We start from the raw sequence: 17892 nt of genomic DNA, 5'->3' as shown, positions 1-17892 counted from the left end.
CATTGATATGGACTGCTTCTACGCGGCCGTAGAGATGCGCGATCGGCCCGAGCTGGCCGGTAAGCCCTTGGCGGTAGGCGGCTCAAGGAGTGGCCGGGGCGTGCTCACTACAGCGAACTATGAAGCGCGGGCGTATGGCTGTCGCTCGGCTATGCCTACGGCCATTGCCCTACGGCATTGTCCACAGCTTAGGCTGGTGCCGGTGGATATGGCCAAATACAAACAAGAGTCACAGTATATTCAGGCGATCTTTGCGCGGTATACCGACCTTATAGAGCCGCTGTCCTTGGATGAAGCCTTTTTGGATGTGACGGCGGCTAGCCAATTAGCGACGCGCATTGCTACGGATATTCGCCAAACCATATGGCGAGAACGCGAGCTCACGGCCTCTGCAGGTATCTCGGTGAATAAATTCGTTGCAAAGGTTGCTAGTGATTGGCGCAAACCCAACGGGCAATACGTGGTGAAACCGCACCAAGTTGATGCCTTTGTGGCCAATCTTCCAGTGGGAAAGATTTTCGGCGTCGGTAAGGTGACCGAAGACAAGCTTCATCAGATGGGTCTCAAAACTTGCCAGGACTTGCGCGCCCTTCCAGAGCATACCCTCACCCAACACTTCGGGAAGTTTGGTCGGCGCTTGTATGAGTTATGCCGCGGTATCGATGATCGGCCTGTACGGGTGAACCGCCAGCGCAAAAGCTTGAGTGTGGAACGCACTTTCTCTGGAGACCTCGCAGATCTACAGAGCCTGAGTCAGCGCCTGCCAGAGTTACTCCTGGAGTTGGAACGGCGGTGGTCTAAGGCGGCGGCGCAGTATCAGTTTAAGGGGCTGGTGCTCAAGCTCAAATTCCATGATTTTCAGCTCACCACAGCCAGTTGTACGGCAGCCTACGAATGGGATCGCGAGGCCTTGCACAAAGACTTTCAAGAGCTTTTGACAAAGGCCTGGCAACGGGGGCAAAAACCGGCGCGCCTATTGGGGCTCGGCTTACAAACCTTTGCTCGGGACCAATCCGCGCCCCTGCAAACGCAATTGCCCATGCTGTGAACGCGGCGTCTACCGCTGAAGCAACGGTTTCAGCGCTTAATCACTGCGCCTGCGGGGCTTAAGCCAGGCTCTTAGCCCCGTCAGCGACGGAAGATCACCTCCAAGCGACTGCTGCCATCGCAAGTTGCCGACTCAGCGATGTACTCGCCATCATCTTCCCGCAGATCAAAATCACCGATGGCGTCACAGACTGCACTGCCGCTCAAGCCAAAAGTAATGCGGCTGGCATCGTTAAAGCTGCTGCCACCGCTAATACTCTCTCTGGGCACGTTGTTGAACAGGGCGTCCAAGTCTGAGATGTCCACGCTGGCGTCCGATTGCAGGGTTTCCTCGCGCACCAGGCTGAACTGTGGCATCAGCGCGCAATCGCTGGTCCGCATAAGTCCCCCGGCGAGGCTTTGAACATTGGTAGCCGTACCTCCGGAGCTTCCAGTCTGCTGGAGTGTGAAGGCGAAACCAGTTTGCTCGGGCGTACCCTCAAAAAAGAAGCAGCTAAAGGGACCCTCGGGCTGCAGCATGGTCACGTTGACCGACACCAGCCTCGCTTGGGTGACACCGCCAGGCGGGTCCTGTTCGCCAAAGCGGGTGCCCTGGGCGGTTACGCTCAGCGAGAAATCCACTTCGACAATGGGATTAAAGCTGCCGCCGCCATTGTCATTGTCTGGCTGGTTGGCGGCATCGGCCTCGGTTGGAGTAAACAAGGACAGATCCGCTGTGCTGGTACCACCCGAGCTAACCGGGGTCGCTACTTCGTCGCGCACAAATTCGCTATCAAACACCCCAACCGCCCAGTCGCCAGGGGGCACACCACTGCACTTCAAATCGGCAGGATCGCAGATCACCAAGCGGCAGACCGGAAACTGCTCAAGCTTGCGTTGGGAGTCGGTTGCGCAGTCTGTATCGCTCAAGAGCACTGTAGCGCCGTCCCGAATTTGCTCCAGGCGCCCAGAGGTCTCAGCCAGATCCAATGCACCTGACACGGGCTCGGGCAGGTAGCCGCTAAAAAAGTTGGGGACCTGTTCCACCACAAACTGGCGTGCGTGCTCGATACCATTCTTTAGGCCTTGTAGCACCAGAACCTGGGTGACATCGGCGATGGCACGGGTGCGAGCCTGAGTTTCATTCAGGCCCTGTTGTTGCAGAGCCCTGGTGCGCGCCTCAATTAAAGCTTCGCGTTCATTACCTTCAACGCCATCATTGATTCTGGCCAAACGTTCTTTTTCGGCCGCAGCAATGGTGGTGATGGTCGCGGCGGCGAGCAGCACAATGGGTACCGGTACGGCCTTGGTACTGCTTTGCTGGTCCAGGGCCAGATCGCGTACAAACTCTTCACTTGTGGCAAATTCCTCAGCGGCGGCATCCAAACGATCCACCCACCCCGGATAGCGCTCCAACCAGTAGGCATCGAAGTCGGCATAGCGTTCCTCATCGAGTGCCTGGCTGGCCGCGCTCTCTTCGCTAATTAGCTCCTCTACCAGACCTTGTATATCCGCAGCCGCTTGCTGCTGTTTGCGCACCGCTTCAGCAGTATTGCGTGGAACTCTCTCGTTATTCCCGTCCCCTCCCCCACCGCCGCAGGCCGCCAGTGCCAGCGCCATACTTAGCAGACACCCCACCCAGATATGTGTTTCACTCTTCAATGCCACGACCAGACTCCGCATTGTGCAGACGGTCAACATACGTCAGCGATCATGGCAGGCCTATCCGTACACATACCTATGTTCTGAGAGCTGCTAAGGCTTATTACCTCATGGCTTGAGGCGTAGCTGGAGCTTGAGACCGAGCCAAAAGCCGCCGATGGTTTATGCGGCCAAGCCTGATCCGGGCACTAGCGTAGCGGGACGGAACCTCTACCACGCGCGCTTTGCAGACCGGCTTGAGGCAACAGAATTTTGGTGACCCTCAGGCCGGGACTCGTGGCTGCCACCTAATCCCGTGGCAAAGGAAGCTGTGTTGTTGTCGGGGTATCGGCCAGCCCTAACCCTTGTCTCGGGCTTCAGGCGCAGGCAGACGGGATCAACTAGCCGGGGATTTGCGCCATCGATACATTCTTTCGATGCAGCGATTTGTTTCCTTAGAGCAGTCGCACTCTAGGAGCGGTGTTGGACATTTCTTTGCACCAAAAGAAAAAGGCCACCCGCTAAGGTGGCCTCATTCTTTGATCTGGTGGTGGGTCGTGCTGGGCTCGAACCAGCGACCAGCGGATTAAAAGTCCGATGCTCTACCAACTGAGCTAACGACCCGCCAGGAAGCGCAGCATAGTACCTGAAAACTGAAAAAGGTCAAGCCTTTAGACGCAAATTCTGATGGCCTACCTCAAAGCGCGACCGTGGACATTGGCGCGTGCCTTGCAGGCGCTGCACACGCATACCCCACACGCTGAGCTTAGCCCCCACCCATGCGCTGCAGGCGTTCGGCGGCGAGACGTCCCGCAGAGCTGCCAGCGTGCTCAGAGGCGACCTGTTGCAGAATTTTGCGGGCTTCCCCCATACGCCCTTGGTCGACGCGAATGAGACCCTGTTTGAGGCGCGCATCTGCAGCCTTGAGACTTTGAGGGAAATTTTGACTCACCTTATCGAAGGCCGCCCATGCTGACTCAAAATTCCGCTGTACGTAGTAGGCTTCGCCGATCCAGTACTGGGCATTGGGTGCGTAAGCGCTCTGAGGGAAGTTCTGGAGGAAACTACCAAAACTTTGGATGGCCGCTTCATAGTTTCCCGACTTCAGCTTGCTAAAGGCGCTCAGGTAGGCTTTTTGATCGTCGGGATCGGTGGCTGTCGCGCTCGGTGCCTGGCTAGGCTGTGGCGGTGGTACTTGCCGTTCGCCACTACCGATTACAGTGCGGCGTCTTTGCTGCATATCGCGCAGCTCATACTCCAAGGCTTCTACTTGCCCGCGCAAGTTGCGCATGTCCTCTTCTATGGAGACCAAACTGGTGCCGAGCCCGGCAGCACTGATGCCCTCTACCAAGGCTCGCAGTTGACTCACTTCCTTGCGTAGGTCGCTGAGTTGTTGATCATGACTGCCCAGGGTTTGCGCCACGGGGTCGACTTGGGGGCTACTCGCGCAGCCCGCTATCACGGCGCTGGTACAGACCAGAATTAAGCGCATGCTTGACATATTTCTGACTCCAGAGCGTGGTTTATCGCAGGTAACGGAACTCTACTCGGCGGTTCTTCACCCAAGCTTGTTCAGTACTACCGTAAGCGGCTGGGCTTTCTTCGCCATAACTCACTACCGAAACTTGAGCGCGAGATGCGCCGCGTAGCAGCAAAGCTCGGCGGACGGACTCGGCGCGCCGCTCACCCAGTGCGATGTTGTATTCGCGGGTGCCACGTTCGTCGGTGTGGCCTTCTAAACGTAAGCGTGCATCCGCCTGACCACGGAGGCGTCTTGCGTGCTCTTCAATGATCTGCAGAGCTTGGGGGTTCAGTTGGGCGGAGTCGAACTCGAAGTACACCACGGTGGCTAGTGCATCGAATGCGTCCGCGGGTTCTATTCCGTCACGCAAGTCGCTGAGGTCAGCAGGTTCTGCGCTGAGGTCTGGACGATTGCGCAGCTCACGACCCTGAATACCCGACTCGTCGCTGGAGCTTGGGGCATCAAAGACAGGGCTATTCTTGTCATCCGTTGAGGCGCAGGCGCCTAACAGCACGGTGCCGCTTAAAGCGATGGCAATAGAAAAAATTCTCACGGGAATGCGGACTCCGCTGTTCTTCAATCTGTAAATGGGGACCATGCTGGCTCGCGCACATCGCCTGCCTGACGCAGCTCGCGGCGGACCCCCGAGCTAATCGTGACGGTGGCGAGCTCTGCCTGATTTCCTCGACCCTTGGTTGAATAGATTATCACGTCGCCGTTGGGCGCAAAGCGCGGGCTCTCATCCAAGGGGCCAGGTGTGAGCAAACGTGTATCGTTCGTCCGTAGGTCATGCACGACCACCTGATAACCATTGGCTGTTTGCTGAACGTAAGTCAATTTGCGCCCATCTGGTGACACATCCGCCCGCGCATTGCTCAGCCCTTCGAAGGTCAGCCGCTCAACTCCGCCACCCGTAGAGTCCATGCGGTAGATCTGGGCTTTTCCAGCGCGGTCAGAGGTGAAGTAAATACTCCGCCCATCCGGCGACCACACGGGTTCGGTGTCGATGGCAGAGCTACGGGTTAAGCGTGTGAGCCGTTGTGTTTGCAGATCGACCCAGTAGATTTCAGGGTTGCCTTCAAAGGACAAAGTCACCGCCAGCCGCTGCCCATCAGGAGCGAAGGCAGGAGCACCATTGATGCCAGGCTTGGACAGCAACGGCGTAATGGCACCAGTCGCGAGCGTTTGCACAAAAATTCCTGGCATCCCTTGCTGAAATGCCACATAAGCCACCTTGTCACGTTGCTTGGAAAAGGTCGGAGACAGCAGCGGCTCGTCTGAGCGAGTCAGCAGTCGCTCGTTAGCGCCGTCAGCGTCCGCCATGACGAGCTGAAACTCGCGTTGGTCGCCTCGCCCACGGGCAACTACGTAGGTGATGTCCGTATTGAAAACGCCACGGATGCCAGTGAGCTCTTGGTAAATCAGATCGGCAATTCGGTGCGCCGCGTAGCGTAGGTCGCTATTGCGCGCCGGGATCGTATAGGCCAGAGACTCTCGCTCTTGAGTCACATTGAGCAACCAAAAGCGAATCAGGCTAGAGCTAGCATCGCGAGGCTCTAAGGTGCCGATGACCAGATGCTGCGCGCTGATGGTTCGCCAGTTGATGAACTTCACATCTTTGGGCTGGCTGGGCCGCGCCAACATGTCATTCGGGTCTAATGGGGAGAATAGCCCTGAGCTCTGTAGGTCCTGCGCGACGACCTTTGCGACGTCGGTCAGATCCCCATTGTTGGCAAAGGGAACTACAGCCACCGGAACCGGAGCTTGGCGGCCGCCACGTACGGTGACGTCCAGCGCCGCCTGGGCCAGCCCACAGCCGAGAATAGTCAGCAGTAACGCGAGGGGAGCACTGCGAGATAAAACGAATAAGGCCATTACAAAGGCTCAAAGGTAATGTTGATAGTGGTTTGAAATACCCGTGAATTGCGCGGCAATGGCAAGGGACTCGCCTGATCCACAGCTTGCAATACGGAGTTATCTAAAAACTCGTTACCGCAGGATCGAATGATCTCACGTTGAAGGACATCACCATATAACGAGAGTTCGACGCGCACCTCGCAGGAGAAGTCGGCCGGTGCGCCTGAAGGCCTTACCCATTCCCGCAGGATCTCATCGGCGATTTGTTCTGCCCAACGATTGGCATCTTGCGCGTCTTGAGCTTGCTGTATGCGCTGTTCCTCCTCGCGCATCGCGGCTTCTAAGGCATCCTCTCTAGCCTGCTGGGCTTTTTCACGGGCTTTGCGCTCGGCTTCGGCTTTAGCCTTACGTTCGGCCTCTTCGCGCGCTTTGCGCTCGGCTTCGGCCTTGGCCTTGCGCTCGGCCTCTTCCCGCGCTTTGCGCTCGGCTTCGGCCTTGGCCTTACGTTCGGCCTCTTCCCGCGCTTTGCGCTCGGCTTCGGCCTGGGCCTTACGTTCGGCCTCTTCCCGCGCTTTGCGCTCGGCTTCGGCCTTGGCCTTGCGCTCGGCCTCCTCCTGCGCTTTACGTTCGGCTTCGGCCTTGGCCTTGCGCTCGGCCTCCTCCCGCGCTTTACGTTCGGCTTCGGCCTTGGCCTTACGTTCAGCCTCTTCGCGCGCCCGGCGTTCAGCTTCCTTGCGCCGTTTTTCTTCCAGAGCTCGCGCTGTGGGTGATTCCACCACCGTTCCCACAATTTTGGGACCAGGAGGGGGTAAGGGCCTGGTTAATTGCGGTAGACCAAACACCAGCAAGGCAGCCAATGCCAGATGGAGGCCAATGCTGAGTAGCAATGGGCCCAGATCGGCGCGCTGGAAGCCACGCTGCGAGGTGCGCTGCATGTTGGCTTATCCCGGCTGGGTGGCGAGACCGACCTGGCGGACTCCTGCCCCCTGCAGCAAGGTCATCGCCTGCATAATTTGTTCATAGCTGGCGCGTCTATCCCCTTCCACAACCACCGCCAAGCCCGGTTGGGCCTTAAGCGTAATTTGGATGAGCCGAATTAATTCGGCATCGTCTAATGGCTCTTCGGGGGTTTGACCGCGATTGAGGTAGCGCTGCCCCTGAGCGTCTACACTCACGATGAGTGGCTCAGCATCTTTGTCGGCTGGTAGCGCCTCAGCGCTGGCTTGTGGCAGCTCGACTTCGACCCCTTGTTGGAGTAATGGCGCGGTCACCATGAAAATGACAAGCAGTACCAGCATGACGTCAATGTAGGGCACCACATTGATTTCATGGGCGAGCCGCCGCCGAGGATTCGGGGTCACTGCTGCCGCCCTTCCCGTACATGCCGGTCGACGATGCCTAAAAACTCTTCAGAAAAGGCATTAAAACGCGACTCTAAACGGGTCAGTTGACTAGTAAAAGTGTTGTAGGCGATGACGGCAGGAATAGCAGCGAACAGACCAATGGCAGTGGCAATAAGTGCTTCGGCAATGCCGGGAGCCACTTGGGTCAAGGTGGCTTGCTGCACATTGCCCAAGCCAATAAAGGCGTTCATGATGCCCCAGACGGTGCCGAAGAGCCCCACATAGGGTGCTGTAGAGCCCACAGTTGCTAAGAAGGCTAGTCCACTTTCCAGCTCATCGACTTCGCGCATTTGCGCGACTCGCAAAGAACGCTGCACCGATGCCACAGCTTCAGCACCTTCCTCACTCTGCGCCCGGCCGATTTCCTCGTAACCCGCCCGGAACAAGGCCTCTAGGCCTTCTTCCCCATTCTTGCGCCGGCGCAGAGATTCGTAGATGTCTGCCAGGCGGCCGCCTGACCAAAACATTTCTTCAAACTTCGCGGCCGATTTGGTTTGCCGGCTGAGCATGGCGCGCTTGCGGAAGATCACAAACCAAGAGCTGAGTGAGGCCAGCAGTAGCAGCAGCATCACGCCCTGTACGACAGGACTGGCAGCAAACAGGAGTTGGGACAGGCTTAGGTTCATGCACGAAGGCCCTCAAGGGCAGTCAAGATAGCAGCGGGAATGCGAGTGGGCTTAAAGGAAGGCAAGCTGACGCAACCAGCGCGAACTTGGGCGCTAGCGAGCTCAGTGTTGTCCTCAACCCGGTATATACCTTGCTCAAATTCTATCAGGGCGCGGCGGCAATGCAGTGTGGTGTGCACACGCAGCGAATCGTCTAAGCGGGCCGGCCGTCGGTACTGCACAGCAATACCCGCTAGGGTGAAAGCAACCTGCTCTTGATCAATGAGTTGTTGCTGAGAAAACCCAGCGGCGCGTAGTGCTTCAGTGCGCGCGCGCTCAAAAAATGCCAAGTAGCGTGCATGGTAGACCACGCCCGAAGCGTCGGTATCCTCGTAGTAAACACGCAGTAACCAAGGGGGCGCCTCAACTTGCATCAAGGTCCTCATTCGTCGCGTCTAATAAGCTATGTTGGGCGGCGACACTGCCCTGCGGTGGCGTCAATCCAAGGTATAGCCAAGTTTTAGGAGTCGCAGCCCTACCTCGCGGTGTGCGCATCAAATAGCCCTGTTGAATCAGATAGGGCTCCAGCACATCCTCGATGGTGTCCCGCGACTCTGAAATTGCTGCAGCCAGGGCATCAAGGCCAGTAGGCCCGCCACTGTAATGCTCGCAAAGCACTGTGAGCAGGCGTCGATCCATGCTGTCGAAGCCCTGCTGATCCACCTCCAACATGCTGAGCGCTGCATCGGCCAAATCGGCAGTAATGCGCCCTTCCCCACGAATCTCGCTGTAATCCCGCACTCGCCGCAGAAGCCGGTTAGCAATACGCGGGGTGCCTCTGGAGCGTCGGGCAATCTGCATAGCGCCATCTCCTTCGATGGGAACTTGCAGAATATTGGCGGAGCGCTCGACGATCTGCGCCAGATCCGTCGCGTTGTAGTATTGCAGGCGCTGCACGATGCCGAAACGGTCTCGTAGTGGAGATGTGAGTGCGCCAGCCCGAGTTGTTGCCCCTACCAAGGTGAAAGGAGGCAAGTCGATTTTGACGCTGCGCGCCGCTGGCCCTTCCCCAATCATGATGTCCAGCTGAAAGTCTTCCAACGCCGGATAGAGCACCTCTTCTACCACTGGGCTTAAGCGGTGAATTTCGTCCACAAAGAGCACATCATGTGGCTCTAAATTGGTGAGCTGAGCAGCCAGGTCCCCCGGTTTTTCGAGGATGGGGCCGGAGGTCGAACGCAGGTGCACACCAAGCTCCTGGGCGATGATGGACGCCAGCGTGGTTTTGCCTAATCCAGGAGGGCCAAAGATGAGCGTGTGATCCATGGCCTCGCCCCGTTTCTTCGCTGCGGCAATGAAGAGATCCATCTGCTCGCGGACGGCGCTCTGGCCAATATAGTCCTGAAGGCGACGAGGACGAATGGCACGGTCTTCGGCGCTGTTATCCGGTAGGTCTGGGTTGCGAATCACTTCCATGGTTTAGCGAGCCGCCTGGCGTAGCGCCAATTTCAGCCATTGGGCGGTGTCTTCCGGAGGGGTTTCGCCGCCACTGGCATCGAGCATGCGCTCCGCATCTTTGGCCGTATATCCCAGGCTGAGTAACGCAGCCTGTGCCTCGGCGCGGGGACCTAGCTGTTGCTGACCGCCCCCTTGGTTATGCGCCGGGTAGGACACCAGACCGTCGAGTTTGCCGCGCAGCTCTAATAACAGTCGCTGCGCGGTTTTCTTGCCAATGCCCGGAACTCGCGTTAGCGGGCCCACATCGCCTTCCTGCACGCAGCGCGCCAAGCTCTCTGGCGGGAGGCTGGAGAGCAACACCAAGGCGAGCTTGGGGCCCACACCGGAAATTTTCAGTAGCCGCCGGAAAAGCTCACGCTCACCCAGTTCCAAAAAGCCATACAGAAAGCTGCCGTCATCCCGTTGCACTAAGTGGGTGTGGAGAGCGACGTCAGCTTGTCCGACTTGTAGGCTCGTAAACGCAGACAAAGGCAGGTCCAGCTCATAGCCCACACCACCAGCACCAAGTACCAGTGTGGGCGGAGCGATGCTCCACACCTCTCCACGCAATTGTCCGATCATTGTTGAGCCGCCTTTAAGCGCCGTAAGGGCGCATGGTGGTGATGGCAAATGGCGACGGCGGCAGCGTCTGCGGCATCGGCTTCTGGTGCGGGCCGCATACCAAGCAAGCGCCCGACCATCCAGCCAATTTGCTCTTTGTCAGCGCGGCCATTGCCGCACAGGGTCTGCTTGATGGTCGCCGGTGTGTACTCATGCGTATCCAAAGCGTAGCGTGCCAAGGTGCACAAAATAACGCCCCTTGCCTGCCCTAACTTAATAGCGGTGTTGGGGTTCTTTTGTACGAAGACCGTTTCCACCGCTGCTACGCTAGGGCGCTGCACCTCGATTAAGTCTTGCAGGTTCTCTTGCAGCTGCAGTAAGCGCTGACCAATGCTGCTGCCGCGCAGGTGCCAGCGCCCGTTCGCCAAAGGGAGCAATTTATTGCCCTCGATAGCCAAGACGGCGTAGCCGGTGTAAACCGAGCCTGGATCAATTCCCAAGATGCGCATTGGCACATTGTAGGCGACCTGACCCCGCCAAACCTATGGAGCCGCTGAATAAATCGTTGCGCTCACAATCTAGCCCGCCGGCGGTGCTCGAAAGCCTCACATATGTCTCATATGCTGCGTTTACTGCGCGCCGGCGGCGGACCACCTTGCTTCGCTCACGGACTTCTTCAGCGGCTCCCTATGGCCCGCTCGTTCCGGTAGTACCAGCCCCAGGGTTTCGCCTAAGACTGCGCGGCGCCAAGCAGACTACTCCTCAGCGTCCGCTAAGTTGGAGTAAACCTTTTGAGTATCGTCGAGGTCATCCAAACGCTCGAGCAAGCGCTCAATAGACTCGCGCGCATCGGCGGGAACTTCAGCAGGGGTCATGGCACGCATGGTGAGTTCAGCGTCGGCAATCTCAAACCCGGCCTCGGTAATCGCTGTGCGTACGCTATCGAAGTCCGCCGGCTCTGTGAGTACCTCGGCCGAGCCGTCATCGAACAGCTCCATATCTTTAGCACCCGCCTCCAAGGCCACTTCCATGAGCTGATCGCCATCTACACCGGGAGCGAAAAGAAGTTGCCCCGTGTGTTCGAATTGGAAGGCGACTGATCCTTCGGTACCCAAGTTGCCCCCACCCTTGCTGAATGCATGTCGAACCTCAGCCACGGTGCGGTTGCGGTTATCGGTGACGCAATCAACAATGACGGCAACTCCATGGGGCCCATAGCCCTCGTAACGAACCTCCTCGTAGGTTTCGCCCTCGAGCAGGCCAGCGCCTTTTTTGATGGCGCGCTCGATATTGTCTTTGGGCATGCTTTGCCCGTTGGCCTTATCGACTGCCAGACGTAGCCGTGGATTCATGTCTGGGTCGGCACCACCCATGCGGGCTGCCACGGTTATTTCCCGAACCAACTTGGTGAACAGGGCGCCGCGTTTTTTATCCTGTGCTCCTTTTCGGTGCTGGATATTCGCCCACTTGGAATGACCTGCCATAAATCTTTTTAAATTAGAGGTTTAGAAAAGGAACTTAAAGCCAACAAATGCGCTATCTTCAAAGTCGAAGCTAGGCCCATCCTGAGTTTTAAACTCAATGCGTCGCCAGCCTAGGCTTAATGCGGCTTGCCGCAGCAATTGATACTCAACGCCAAGGTTGATCTCCAGGGCGCGATCAAGCTCCCCAAAGGCGCTGACCCTGGGCGCGTACCAGACTCCGCCAAAAGCGCCCAAGCGATCGACGCCGGGTAGGCGTCCGAGGACAGCACCGCCCATGGCCAGAGCAGCTCCGTTGATGTCTGGATCGGTGGACAAGAGGTAGAGACGCCCACCAATACCCGCTTGAAGAATAACCTCTTCGGATCCGGCGTCACCATAGATGACTAAGCCGGCGTGTCCCAAGGTGCCGTCGCTGTCGCTTTCTTCGCGGTACAGAACCCCAGCATGAAGTGTGGGGGCACTATCCGCCACAGGCTCGCCAAGGGCTTGCAGGAATTCTCCGCGCAAACTGTCGTTGCCAAAGCTGATGCGCAGCTCGGAGGACAGAGCATTGAGCGGACAAGCGAAAAGGGCCGCACACGCGGCCCGCATCAGAAGCTTGCGCATTGCGATCAGCGCTTCTTCTTGTTCATGGCGTGGATCGCTCGCCCATCAACCGATAAGGCCGCTTCATGGACCGTCTCCGATAGAGTCGGATGGCCATGCATGGTGAGCTGGAGGTCTTCAGCGCTAGCGCCAAACTCCATAGCCACGACGGCCTCTGAGAGCAGTTCGCCCACCATAGGCCCCACCATATGTACCCCTAGGATGCGATCAGTCTTGGCATCGGCCAAAATTTTGACCTGGCCAACGGCCTGTTCCATGGCTTTGGCACGGCCATTACCTGCAAAGGACACGCTGCCGGACTTGTAGTCGGTACCCGCGGCTTTCAGGGCATCTTCGGTTTGCCCCACCCAGGCCACCTCCGGTGAGGTGTAAATAATCGAAGGTACGGTGGCGTAGTTCACCTGCGCGGCATGTCCAGCAATGATCTCGGCAACGGCAACGCCCTCTTCCATGGCTTTATGCGCCAGCATGAGTCCGCCGATACAGTCGCCACAGGCGTAGACCTTGGGCAGATTGGTGCGATATTCCTCGTCAACCGCAACGAAGCCCTTCTCGTCCAGCTCCAGGGCAGCATCCGATTTGAACAAGCCTTCGGTGTAAGGGCGGCGACCCACGGCAACGATGAGCTTATCGAAGGTTTCTTTGTGGTCTTCGCCCTTGTAGGTGAACTCCACTTCTACCTTGCCGCGTTTTACCTCAGCACCCTTCACGCGAGCGCCCAGGCGAATATCCAGCCCCTGCTTGCCGAATTGACGCAGAGCATCTTTGGCAATGGCGGAATCTGCAATACCGTCCAGGAAGCTTTCCATGGCCTCCAACAGCACCACTTCCGAGCCTAGACGGGACCATACGGAGCCCAGCTCGGTGCCAATCACGCCCGCACCGATCACTCCGAGTTTCTTGGGTACCGCATCCAGATCGAGCGCGTCCCAGGAGTCCAGTATGTGCTTACCGTCGAATTTGGCCATAGGCAACTGGGTGGGTGCGGAGCCGCTTGCCACAATGATGTGCTCGCAGCTGAGGGTTTTGCTCTCACCCTCAAGGTCGGTGTACTCCACCTCACCACTACCCTGGATGCAGCCCTTGCCGTGTAGTCCATCCACCTTATTGGCTTTGAATAGGCCTTGGATGCCACTGGTGAGCTGTTTGGTAATCCCGGCCTTACGCTCTTGCATGGCCTCCAAATTCAGCTTGACCTTCCCCACCTCGATGCCGTGGGTCGCAAACTCATGCTGCGCCTTGTGGAATAGCTCACTGGACTCCAGCATGGCCTTGGATGGAATACATCCAGCATTGAGGCAGGTGCCACCGAAGGCGGGGGTGTCGTCGCGGTTCAGCCAGGCGTCAATACAGGCAGTTTTCAATCCCAGTTGGGCGGCGCGAATGGCAGCCACATAACCGGCGGGACCCCCGCCGATGACAATAACGTCGTAATCCTTGCTCATGGTTCTCTCGCTCGCAATCTCTGTAGGCAGGCTTCGGGGCTAGATTTCCAGCAACATGCGGGCGGGATCTTCCAACACTTCCTTGATGGTGCGCAGGAACATGACAGCCTCCCGTCCGTCAATGATGCGGTGATCATACGTGAGTGCCAGATACATCATTGGCCTTACGACAATCTCATCCCCGACGACCACCGGCCGTTTGTTGATGCCGTGCATGCCCAAGATACCGCTTTGCGGCGGGTTGAGAATGGGCGTGGAGAGCATGGAACCGAAGACCCCGCCATTGGTGATGGAGAAGGTCCCACCGCTAAGATCATCCAAGCTCAGCTTGTTGTCGCGCGCTTTACGACCCAGGTCACCAATGCCAGATTCAATCTCAGCGAAACTGAGCTTATCGGCGGCACGCAGCACTGGCACAACCAAGCCGCGTGGCGAGCTAACGGCGACGCCAATGTCATAGTGGCCGTGATAAACGATATCGCTGCCATCGACCGATGCATTGAGGATGGGGTAGCGCTTGAGGGCTTCAATCGTGGCTTTGACGAAGAAGCTCATGTATCCCAGGCGCACGCCGTGATTCTTCTCAAAAGAGTCACGATATTGTTTGCGCAACTTGTCGACCGCGAGCAGATCCACTTCGTTGAAGGTGGTGAGCATGGCTGCGGTTTGCTGCGCTTCGACCAAGCGCTCAGCAATGCGTGCACGGATACGGGTCATGGGCACCCGTTGCTCGACCCGGTCCGAGCTGGTGACATCGGGCAGGTCCGCCTTGGCTTCGGAGCTGGGTTGAGCCGCTGGCGCAGCCTGGGTCGGTGCATTGGCCTTGCTGGATTGTGCCAGGTGGGCTTCTACGTCTTTACGCGTAACGCGGCCACCCTTGCCCGTGCCATTGACATCTGAGGCCTGCAGACCATTCTCTGCAAGCAATTTACGCACTGCTGGGCCCGGGTCTGGTGCGTCACCATTACTGCTACTACTGGACGGCTCTTCGCTGGTCTTTTCTTCTGCTTTGTTGTCAGTGCTCGCAGCGACTTCGCCTTCTTCCAAGACGGCTAGGACATCGCCGGCAACAACGGTATCGCCTTCGCCCTTCAACACCTTGACTAGCTTGCCGGCCGCCGTAGCTGGCACCTCCAGCATAACCTTGTCGGTTTCCAAGTCCACCACATTTTCGTCGCGACCCACCGCGTCGCCTTCGGCCTTATGCCAAGTGGCGATGGTGGCTTCCGCGACGGACTCCGGCAAGGCGGGAACCTTGATTTCGATGCTCATTTTTTCTCCGAAATTTCTATTGCGTGGCTAGGGCGTGATTCAAGACAGACCCTTGAGCGGCGATCCACCGCTCAGGGCCTGTTCAATAAGGTGTTCTTGTTGGCGAACGTGCAAGGACATATAACCTGTGGCTGTAGATGCTGCCCCTGGCCGGGAGGCATACAACAAGGTGTGCTTATTATCATCCAGTGGTTGGTGCAACCGGTGTTTAATTTGGTACCAAGCTCCCTGATTTTCAGGCTCCTCCTGACACCACACAATATCCTTGGCCTGTGGATATTTCTTCAAGATCTTTGCGAACTCGTCCTCAGGGAAGGGATACAGCTGTTCAATCCGAATGAGGGCCACATCGGTGATCTCGCGTTCCTGGCGGGCCTTGTAGAGGTCGTAATACACCTTGCCACTGCAGAACACGAGCCGCTTGACCGACTTCACCGGTAAATCATCGATTTCACCAATGATGTTTTGGAAACTGCCGTCGGTTAAATCTTCCAAGGTCGATACCGACAATGGATGACGCAGCAGGCTCTTGGGCGTCATCACCACCAGCGGCGCGCGCATGCTGCGCAACTGCTGACGACGCAGCATATGGAACATCTGCGCCGGGGTCGATGGCACGCAGACTTGCATATTCCGTTGGGCGCAAAGCTGTAGAAAACGCTCCAGACGCGCCGAACTATGCTCCGGACCCTGCCCCTCATAGCCATGAGGAAGGAACATGGTGAGACCGCAGAGCCGGCCCCATTTGGCGTAACCCGAGGAGATGAACTGGTCAACCAGCACTTGTGCGCCGTTGCCAAAGTCTCCAAATTGGGCCTCCCAAATCACCAAAGTATCAGGTGAAGCGGTGCTGTAACCATACTCAAAGCCCAATACACCCTCTTCGCTAAGTAGGGTTTCCAGAACCTCAAAATGGCCGGGCCCTACTTGGCTGAGCGGCGTGAATTCGCCGAGCTCGTTTTGGTTGTGCACGGTGGCGTGGCGATGGAAGAACGTTCCGCGACCCGAATCCTGTCCCGTCAGCCGTACGTTATGTCCGCTATCAAGCAGGCTGGCGTAAGCCATGGTTTCGGCAAAGCCCCAATCCAATGGCGCACCGCCTGCGGCCATTTTGGCGCGGTCCTTCCAGATACGTTGTACCCGATTGTGCAAGCTGAAGTTTTCAGGCAACTGCAGCATCTTTTCGCTGAGTTCGCGCAGCTTATCTAGCGGCACCCCACTCTCGAAGTCTGTGTTCTGATCATCCGGAGAGTACTTAGACCAGTCTACGGTGTACTCATTGCCCACCATCCCGAGCGTCTTGCGCGCGATGTTGACGCCTTGGTCCAGACCAGCGCGATAGTCTTCGGCCAGTTGTTCAGCGGCGCCTTCTTTAACAACGTTGCGGTTGATCAAAGATTTAGCGTACAGCGCCCGCGTGGTCTCCATTTTGCGGATGACCGCATACATCTGCGGCTGCGTGACGGCTGGTTCATCGGCTTCATTATGGCCATGACGGCGATAGCAAATCAGGTCGATGAATACATCCTTGCCAAATTTGGCGCGGTAGTCCGCTGCCAGTTTGGTCACGAAGACCACAGCCTCCGGATCATCGGCATTCACGTGGAAGACCGGCGACTCCAACATTTTGGCAATGTCGGTGCAGTACAGAGAGGTACGTGCTTCACGGCCGTGGTGGGCCTCAATAGGGTTGGGAGTCGTGAAGCCGATCTGGTTGTTAACAATGAAGTGCAAGGTGCCGCCGGTGCCGTAGCCTTGAGAGTTGGAGAGCTGTAAGGTCTCCATAACCACGCCTTGGCCGGCAAAAGCCGCATCACCGTGAATCAGAATGGGCAGAATCTCACTGCCATCTTCATCATTGCGGCGGTCCTGGCGAGCCCGAACGCTACCTTGAACAACGGGATTCACGATTTCTAAGTGCGAGGGGTTGAAAGCCAGCACCAGATGGCAGCGCTTGTCTTCAATTTCCACATCGGTGGAAAAGCCCATGTGATATTTCACGTCGCCCGATGCCCAAATATCCTCATCCGATATGTGTTTGCCCTCAAACTCGGCAAACAGGTCGGCTGGTGACTTGCCCAGGATGTTCACCAAGACATTCAGCCTGCCGCGGTGCGCCATGCCTATCACGGCTTCTTCCGTCCCGGCTTTGACGCCGGTATGCAAGGCGGTATCAAGCGCAGGTATGAGGCTTTCGCCGCCTTCTAAGGAAAACCGCTTCTGGCCCACATATTTGGTGTGCAGGTAGCGTTCTATGCCTTCCGCTGCGGTAAGCTGCATGAGCAAATTCTTCTGCTCGTCCTGGCTCAGCTTGGGCTGAAAAGCCGCTCCTTCCAAACGCTGCTGAATCCACCGTTTCTCTGCCGTTTCGGTGATGTACATGTACTCGGCGCCAATGCTGCCGGTGTAGACCTCCTGGCAGAGTGCAATGATGTCCCTTAGCGGCAGCCGTTCAGGGGCGACCAAAGAGCCAGTATTGAATTCCGTGTCCAGATCCTGATCGCTGAGCCCATGGAAAGCCGGGTCCAGGTCCCGCAGCATTGGCTTCTCGGTCAACCCTAAGGGGTCCAGGTTGGCGGCTTGATGACCACGGACGCGATAGTAGTTGATCAGGCGGAGCACACCCGCCTGCTTGGTGGCTGCCTCTGGGGCCATACCCACGCCGCGGCGCGCACGGCGGTCCCGCTCTTGTGCCAGGGCCACGAAGGACTCACGGATGGGCGCATGGGGCACATCCGGTTGAGCCAGATCGGTGTTGGCTTCAAAGTACTCCCGCCAGCTGGGTTCCACATTTTGCGGGTTCTTCAGAAACTCTTCGTAGAGTGCGTCCACATAACCCGAATGGGAGCCAGAGAGCGGCGTTCCTGCCCATTGTTTTTTGATGAGGTCACCGTGCACGGTGGGTCTCCCGTTGTACGACTTGGGTATGCACAGCATTCCCAAGCGGCTTGCTTGAAATGGTGTTCCGCTGCA

At 57.5% G+C, this 17892-nt stretch carries 17 protein-coding genes and 1 tRNA gene; 1 reads left to right on the top strand and 17 read right to left on the bottom strand.

All coding sequences use genetic code 11. The features are described from left to right. Positions 1 to 7 precede the first annotated feature (7 nt). The gene (dinB, locus tag KI787_02695; GenBank protein MBV6628838.1) at positions 8 to 1048 is read left to right on the top strand and encodes a DNA polymerase IV; all 1041 of its coding nucleotides are present in this window, start codon (positions 8 to 10) and stop codon (positions 1046 to 1048) included. Between the two features lie 80 nt (positions 1049 to 1128). Here the strand turns inward: dinB and KI787_02690 are convergent, their stop codons facing one another. The 17 genes from KI787_02690 to KI787_02610 form a co-directional block, all read right to left on the bottom strand. Continuing rightward, positions 1129 to 2694 carry a hypothetical protein gene (locus KI787_02690; GenBank protein ID MBV6628837.1) on the bottom strand — a complete coding sequence of 522 codons (1566 nt, stop codon included), beginning with the start codon at positions 2692 to 2694 and terminating at the stop codon, positions 1129 to 1131. Between the two features lie 521 nt (positions 2695 to 3215). Further along, a tRNA-Lys gene (locus KI787_02685) sits at positions 3216 to 3291 on the bottom strand. 142 nt (positions 3292 to 3433) lie between these two features. Further along, positions 3434 to 4168 carry a tol-pal system protein YbgF gene (gene ybgF, locus KI787_02680; GenBank protein MBV6628836.1) on the bottom strand — a complete coding sequence of 245 codons (735 nt, stop codon included), beginning with the start codon at positions 4166 to 4168 and terminating at the stop codon, positions 3434 to 3436. A gap of 22 nt (positions 4169 to 4190) precedes the next feature. Further along, positions 4191 to 4787 carry a peptidoglycan-associated lipoprotein Pal gene (pal, locus tag KI787_02675; protein ID MBV6628835.1) on the bottom strand — a complete coding sequence of 199 codons (597 nt, stop codon included), beginning with the start codon at positions 4785 to 4787 and terminating at the stop codon, positions 4191 to 4193. Beyond that, the gene (gene tolB / locus KI787_02670) at positions 4766 to 6064 is read right to left on the bottom strand and encodes a Tol-Pal system beta propeller repeat protein TolB (GenBank protein MBV6628834.1); all 1299 of its coding nucleotides are present in this window, start codon (positions 6062 to 6064) and stop codon (positions 4766 to 4768) included. The genes pal and tolB overlap by 22 nt, the downstream gene beginning before the upstream one ends. Beyond that, on the bottom strand, positions 6064 to 6981 hold the full coding sequence (gene tolA, locus KI787_02665; protein ID MBV6628833.1) for a cell envelope integrity protein TolA: 918 nt from the start codon (positions 6979 to 6981) through the stop codon (positions 6064 to 6066). The genes tolB and tolA overlap by 1 nt, the downstream gene beginning before the upstream one ends. A gap of 6 nt (positions 6982 to 6987) precedes the next feature. Beyond that, positions 6988 to 7344, bottom strand: a complete 357-nt coding sequence (locus KI787_02660) for an ExbD/TolR family protein (GenBank protein ID MBV6628832.1) — start codon at positions 7342 to 7344, stop codon at positions 6988 to 6990. A 59-nt stretch (positions 7345 to 7403) separates the two neighbouring features. Then, positions 7404 to 8075: a protein TolQ gene (tolQ, locus tag KI787_02655; GenBank protein ID MBV6628831.1), complete on the bottom strand. Its 672-nt coding sequence runs from the start codon at positions 8073 to 8075 to the stop codon at positions 7404 to 7406. Further along, positions 8072 to 8488 (bottom strand): YbgC/FadM family acyl-CoA thioesterase, encoded by a 417-nt coding sequence (locus KI787_02650; GenBank protein MBV6628830.1) that lies wholly within the window; start codon positions 8486 to 8488, stop codon positions 8072 to 8074. The genes tolQ and KI787_02650 overlap by 4 nt, the downstream gene beginning before the upstream one ends. Then, positions 8478 to 9530 carry a Holliday junction branch migration DNA helicase RuvB gene (ruvB, locus tag KI787_02645; protein MBV6628829.1) on the bottom strand — a complete coding sequence of 351 codons (1053 nt, stop codon included), beginning with the start codon at positions 9528 to 9530 and terminating at the stop codon, positions 8478 to 8480. Before ruvB ends, KI787_02650 begins: the two co-directional genes overlap by 11 nt. A 3-nt stretch (positions 9531 to 9533) precedes the next feature. Beyond that, a complete protein-coding gene (gene ruvA, locus KI787_02640; GenBank protein ID MBV6628828.1) occupies positions 9534 to 10133 on the bottom strand; it encodes a Holliday junction branch migration protein RuvA in 600 nt (199 codons plus the stop codon). Then, complete coding sequence (gene ruvC / locus KI787_02635; protein ID MBV6628827.1) at positions 10130 to 10627, bottom strand: crossover junction endodeoxyribonuclease RuvC; 498 nt, start codon at positions 10625 to 10627, stop codon at positions 10130 to 10132. The genes ruvA and ruvC overlap by 4 nt, the downstream gene beginning before the upstream one ends. A 240-nt stretch (positions 10628 to 10867) precedes the next feature. Then, positions 10868 to 11596 (bottom strand): YebC/PmpR family DNA-binding transcriptional regulator, encoded by a 729-nt coding sequence (locus KI787_02630; protein ID MBV6628826.1) that lies wholly within the window; start codon positions 11594 to 11596, stop codon positions 10868 to 10870. Between the two features lie 21 nt (positions 11597 to 11617). Beyond that, the gene (locus KI787_02625) at positions 11618 to 12202 is read right to left on the bottom strand and encodes a hypothetical protein (GenBank protein MBV6628825.1); all 585 of its coding nucleotides are present in this window, start codon (positions 12200 to 12202) and stop codon (positions 11618 to 11620) included. A gap of 5 nt (positions 12203 to 12207) precedes the next feature. After that, positions 12208 to 13647: a dihydrolipoyl dehydrogenase gene (gene lpdA, locus KI787_02620; GenBank protein MBV6628824.1), complete on the bottom strand. Its 1440-nt coding sequence runs from the start codon at positions 13645 to 13647 to the stop codon at positions 12208 to 12210. Between the two features lie 39 nt (positions 13648 to 13686). Beyond that, positions 13687 to 14919: a 2-oxoglutarate dehydrogenase complex dihydrolipoyllysine-residue succinyltransferase gene (gene odhB / locus KI787_02615; protein ID MBV6628823.1), complete on the bottom strand. Its 1233-nt coding sequence runs from the start codon at positions 14917 to 14919 to the stop codon at positions 13687 to 13689. A 39-nt stretch (positions 14920 to 14958) separates the two neighbouring features. Beyond that, a complete protein-coding gene (locus tag KI787_02610; protein MBV6628822.1) occupies positions 14959 to 17856 on the bottom strand; it encodes a 2-oxoglutarate dehydrogenase E1 component in 2898 nt (965 codons plus the stop codon). Positions 17857 to 17892: the final 36 nt, after the last annotated feature.

Origin of the sequence: Oceanococcus sp. HetDA_MAG_MS8 (assembly GCA_019192445.1) — a bacterium.
Classification (GTDB): Bacteria; Pseudomonadota; Gammaproteobacteria; order Nevskiales; family Oceanococcaceae; genus MS8.
Note: the sequence above shows the minus strand (reverse complement) of the source record. Positions and strands in the feature narration are given on the sequence as shown.